Source organism: Bacillota bacterium (genome assembly GCA_013314855.1).
Classification (GTDB): Bacteria; Bacillota; Clostridia; order Acetivibrionales; family DUMC01; genus Ch48.
The window spans coordinates 1-4,689 of sequence record JABUEW010000199.1 but is presented as its reverse complement, the minus strand read 5'-3'; the positions used below and the strand labels follow the sequence as shown (position 1 = coordinate 4,689).

Below are 4,689 nucleotides of genomic sequence, written 5' to 3'. Positions count from 1 at the left end.
TAAACAAAACCTTCCGCTTAAATTTGATTGACGGTAATCCCTCCTTTCTCCATCGGTCAAGTGTTATTTCTGAAACTCTTAAGTATTTTGCCATTTCTGACTTTGTCAGAAGTTCATCACTCAATAATTATCACCGCCTTTTAAATTATCTTAATTAATCTTTATTCGTCTTTATAATATCATAATTAATTTTTGTTTGTCAATACCATGTAAAGATTTTTTTATAGGGTTGCATAAAAACTTTTTCCCAAAATTGTGGTAAAGGTCTTTTTACCATAATTGTTAAAAAGTCAAAACAAGGTTATTTGCTGTTTCCGCCAGGGGTGTCGGCAATAACGACGGTATTCTTTTCATCCTCATCAAACCTCGATGCGGCATCCCACCCGTTTGAGATTTCATTGAACAATATAACGAAGTGTTTAAGGCTGGTTTAAGGATACTTGATTTTATATATTTCCAGGACGAAAAGACATGCTTAACCAGCCTTTAATCGCTTTATACACATACATTTGTTAGTTCGGCTAACTTTTCCCTAATTTCCGCTTTTGCCTCTAAAAATATTTCCTTCAGTTCAATCAATCCTATCAATTAATTAGAAGGTACTGCATCTAAAACAAGCATCTTGAACAAAGCATTAAAAAGTGGCTCTAAACTGCCAAAATAGCCTATTATTTTATATTTTGGCCTGCCATTCTTGCGCAAGCCTATTTGTTTGAGTAAGGTAAAATTTTTGTCCTCAAATTTGATATAATAATTATTGTTTATTTGTACCATTCAAAAACACCTCCTTGATGGAGAACAAAGTATTATATTTTATAAACAACTATTGCAGATTGAAATAATTTGCTTGAATTGCTGAACGCATTAATTGCAAAGGCTGAATTATATGAGATAGATACAAGGCTTCCATCGGGTATTGTTTTAAGAAAAGTATTGATTTCGGCCTCAAGTTCTGTACTACTCCATCCAGTTCTATAGTTCCCTTCTGTATCTGGAAAAATTTTTACCCTGTATGCCATTTGTTCAATCCTCCTTATCAACCCAAAGTGATTTCATATTTATTGTCTTACGAAACATAACACATTTGGGATTATTACAGTAAAGTTTCTCTAAAATATATACCTCTGCTGCATCTATCGGACTTTCTAACTTTGCGCTTCTTCGCCACAAATCCCTTCCACAGGCAGAACATACTTTTTTATTGGATTCGCTCATATCTGCTTTATCCTCCTTTCAATTCAATTAGCCTTATGCTTAACGGTTGTAATAAGCTTGCCGCAATTCTCACATTCTGAATTCCCACAATACATATACAGGCTTAAAAAAATATCAGTAGTCCCAACCTCAGATGTGGTTCGTGTTTTGCCAATCAGTAGTTTATTGCCGCACAAAGGACAATGTAAATTTTTATCGTCCATTACAATCACTCCTTTTGGATAAATATTTGATTCGTACTGTTCAATTCGTAAGGCTCGTTTAAAACTTTTCCCTCTCCTTATTTTTTACAATATTTCCCATGGAATATTGAAAAATATCGTCGCTGTATATAGCGAATATATATATACCCCCTCCCCCGGTCAAAAAATGGGATAGGGTATAGCCCCCCTGTACCCCCATAGTTGCAAGTAAAGTCCAAAGTAAACTTACGTTGCAACATGCTTGAATACTGTATTTTAAAGCTGTCATGTTATACTTTATCACATTGTCGTAGTAAGTCCGGATGATGTTGCTTTATACATTCAAGCATTCGTTTAGCAAATTCAGGGCTTAACTCTGCTAATTGTAAATAACCGTCTTCCATTTCCCGGTATAGTTCCGTAAGGCTTTTATCCTTGTTGCGTAACATGCTATCAATAGCCTCTTGTATTTCTTCTGCTGTAAGCCCTTTTGCATCTACTCTACGCATAATATTCCCCCTTTCCAATCATTCATTTTTCACGTTGATAATAATAATGCCTTCATTTTCTGGCCGTAATAGGCCTGCAAGTTCCAATAGCATTCGCCTATCTTGATAACCTCTACTACCGCATGTTATCGCTGTTTTTATTGATGAAGCCAAAATCTCTCCAAGTTTTTCACGTACCAAGTCCAGGCTTGTTTTTCCGACTAACTCCATAAACTTTTCATCACGTAAAGCCTGGTACCAGCTTTCCCGTGATACACCTATTCGCTGACATTTCTCTGTAATCGAAAGTCCAAGGAATTCGGGGTTAACCATGGCTTCTAATATTTTTTCTCTAGTCGGTGATAACTTATATTCGTCCTTACGTGTCAAGCTTTTTCCCTTTACAGTAGTTTCCTCAATTTCGCTCATGTTCTCCCTCCTTTCATATTTTGATTTATGTCGTTCATGTAATAGTCAGTCCTAACATTCCGTGAGAAGCCTCTTTCTAACTGTCCAAGGCATTAATAATCACCGCCTTACTTTGGTATGCCTAAATCATTAAGCAAGTTAACTTTCTCTTGTATTGATATTGGTAAACCTAACACCCAACTTTTAACCTGTTCAGGAGTATACAATTTAACATAAGTTTGTGATGCACTATCATAATACATCTTATCAAGCATTTCATTACCCCTTGAAAAATAGTCCTTGTATGTTAAGCCGCCCTTGCCCTGCAATGCATCAATCTGTGCCTGTTTGTATCTGTTATCAATCGAATTTGGGTCATTCTCTGCTATAAATTTATCGTGTGCAAGTTGTAATTGTGCCTCTTGCAAACTCAATTGTTTGTTCTTTACTGCATTCTCTATTTCAGCCTGCCTTTCTTCAAAGGTCTGTTTCTGTTGATTGAATTTAAATTCTTCGTTCCATCTTTTCTGGCTCTCAGTAAAATTCTTTTCAAACTGTCTTATTTGCTCTTCAAACTTTTTACGTTCTAACTCATTTTCTATTGCGTTCTGCTGTTGTTCGGTAAGCAATCTTAATGCTTCAAGCGTTGGTTTGCCTTCATAAATACCTGTCAATCCTGCTATCTGTGCAGCTAACTGCTGCTGCTGTAAAGCATATTGCCGTTCAGCATTTAGTTGTTGTATTAATTGCGGCAAAACAGAGGCCTCTATATCGGCTTGAACATTGGCAACATCAGTTTGATAACCGGTTTCAATATCAGAACGCCTTCTTGCTATGTCAGACAAAGCTTGTGTCTCGCCACGGCTTAATTCGCCCATTATATTTTGCAACGCAACATTTTGGGCAATTTGTCCTTGTGAGGCTGCGCCACTACTCCTAAGTCCTCTCTTTGCAAGGTACTCTGCAAAGTTCTTTGCTCCCAAATCTGACAATGCAACTGCTTGCTGCCTGGATGCCGCATATTGCGGAGCAATAGCGGATTCCTCTGCTCTCAATGTAGACAATGCACCCTGCCTTGCCTTGTCAAGTGCTGCTATCCGTGATTTGCGTAATGCTTCCTTGTACTCGTTGATATAATCTGTTATGTTATAAGAGTTTGCGGTCTGTGTTATATTATTTGGCTGTGTTATGGCTGGCGTTTGCGCATTAGGCATACTATTACCAATATTTGTGCTTGGTGTTGTTACTGTAATCGGTTTTAAATATTTTTGTTCAAACTCTAATTGGGAAGGCATAAACTGCCCATACTTTGTCGGGTCTGATTCTATCTTTGCCCGCCTTGCAGCCACTAAAGCAGATACATCGGCGTTAGGATTTTCCTGCAACAACTTGTTTATTTCAATAGAATAGTCTATGTCAGGACTAAAGTTAGGAGCAGGGATGTTTATTGTCGCGCCTGCCTTCCACTTTACTCCTTTGTTGGCTTTTAAAAGTTCTTCTGGGTTAATATTAAATTTTTTTATGATGGTATTTAAAGTATCATCTTTTGATATAGTATAAGTAGCCATTGTTAAACCACCTCTCCTTTCTCTTTTTGCAATTCATTTAATACACCTTCAACTGTCCAGGGCATTTTAGATCACCTCCATATTTTGATTATGCCCGGTTTATCTGTCTTTCGTTTCTGGTCCTATTGTCTGCATTCTTTCAGCCTGTTTAAAGCTCTTACTTCTTTTGTTAGCTTTATTACCACCTCCTTCATTAGCTATTTCTGGAATATCCTTCCTCCCTCCCAAAAACAAGCTTCCATGCCATCCGGATACGTGCTATAAGCGGGAAATGCAATCCCCATTGCCAGTTATCCCAGCCATCGCTGCTTTCAATTTTTTGTCTGCGCTCAACCTGTCTCAAAATAATATTTTCAAAAGTACCCCGAGGGTCCTCCAACATAAGTACGCATAAGCTATCAAAGATCTTATCTGCTATCTCACGCTCTTTTTTTAAAGCTGCTCCTAATTTTTCAGCAATTGCTTTCCATTCCTGACAATTATCAGCCATTCCTTCAAAATTTTGTAAAAACTCATCAATTACATCACGGATAATTTCAGCAAAGAGTTGTTCCTGAAGTCGTAAAACTGTTTTAAAGCTGTCTGCCATATGTGTAAGTTCTGTTTCCTTCTCTGCATCCTTCGCTAGGGCCTCTATCGTTTTCATGCGGTTATTGAATCGTTGAAGTTCCGGGAATTCTTGTAATAGTTCCTCTACATCTTTTTTGGTCTCTGGCAAATTATTTGTCATAGTATTTTCTCCCTCCTTTCTTCCTTAAAACTCGCTAAAATCAATGTTTATCACGTCAAGGACTTTTATTAAAAATGTTTCCTGTTTCTGCTTGCCGT

Annotated in this window: 8 protein-coding genes; all 8 read right to left on the bottom strand. The window is 37.3% G+C overall.

Annotated elements, in window-relative coordinates; all coding sequences use genetic code 11:
- Positions 1-588: 588 nt before the first annotated feature.
- Entirely contained in the window at positions 589-774 is a 186-nt protein-coding gene (locus HPY74_19910; GenBank protein NSW92874.1) for a hypothetical protein, read from the bottom strand.
- A 32-nt stretch (positions 775-806) separates the two neighbouring features.
- Positions 807-1,019 carry a sporulation protein Cse60 gene (locus HPY74_19905; protein ID NSW92873.1) on the bottom strand — a complete coding sequence of 71 codons (213 nt, stop codon included), beginning with the start codon at positions 1,017-1,019 and terminating at the stop codon, positions 807-809.
- A gap of 4 nt (positions 1,020-1,023) precedes the next feature.
- On the bottom strand, positions 1,024-1,215 hold the full coding sequence (locus HPY74_19900) for a hypothetical protein (GenBank protein NSW92872.1): 192 nt from the start codon (positions 1,213-1,215) through the stop codon (positions 1,024-1,026).
- 23 nt (positions 1,216-1,238) lie between these two features.
- A complete protein-coding gene (locus HPY74_19895) occupies positions 1,239-1,418 on the bottom strand; it encodes a hypothetical protein (protein ID NSW92871.1) in 180 nt (59 codons plus the stop codon).
- Positions 1,419-1,687: 269 nt separating this feature from the next.
- Positions 1,688-1,906, bottom strand: a complete 219-nt coding sequence (locus HPY74_19890; GenBank protein ID NSW92870.1) for a hypothetical protein — start codon at positions 1,904-1,906, stop codon at positions 1,688-1,690.
- Between the two features lie 18 nt (positions 1,907-1,924).
- On the bottom strand, positions 1,925-2,314 hold the full coding sequence (locus HPY74_19885) for a hypothetical protein (protein NSW92869.1): 390 nt from the start codon (positions 2,312-2,314) through the stop codon (positions 1,925-1,927).
- Positions 2,315-2,421: 107 nt separating this feature from the next.
- Positions 2,422-3,861 (bottom strand): LysM peptidoglycan-binding domain-containing protein, encoded by a 1,440-nt coding sequence (locus HPY74_19880; protein NSW92868.1) that lies wholly within the window; start codon positions 3,859-3,861, stop codon positions 2,422-2,424.
- Positions 3,862-4,054: 193 nt separating this feature from the next.
- A complete protein-coding gene (locus HPY74_19875) occupies positions 4,055-4,591 on the bottom strand; it encodes a hypothetical protein (protein ID NSW92867.1) in 537 nt (178 codons plus the stop codon).
- Positions 4,592-4,689: the final 98 nt, after the last annotated feature.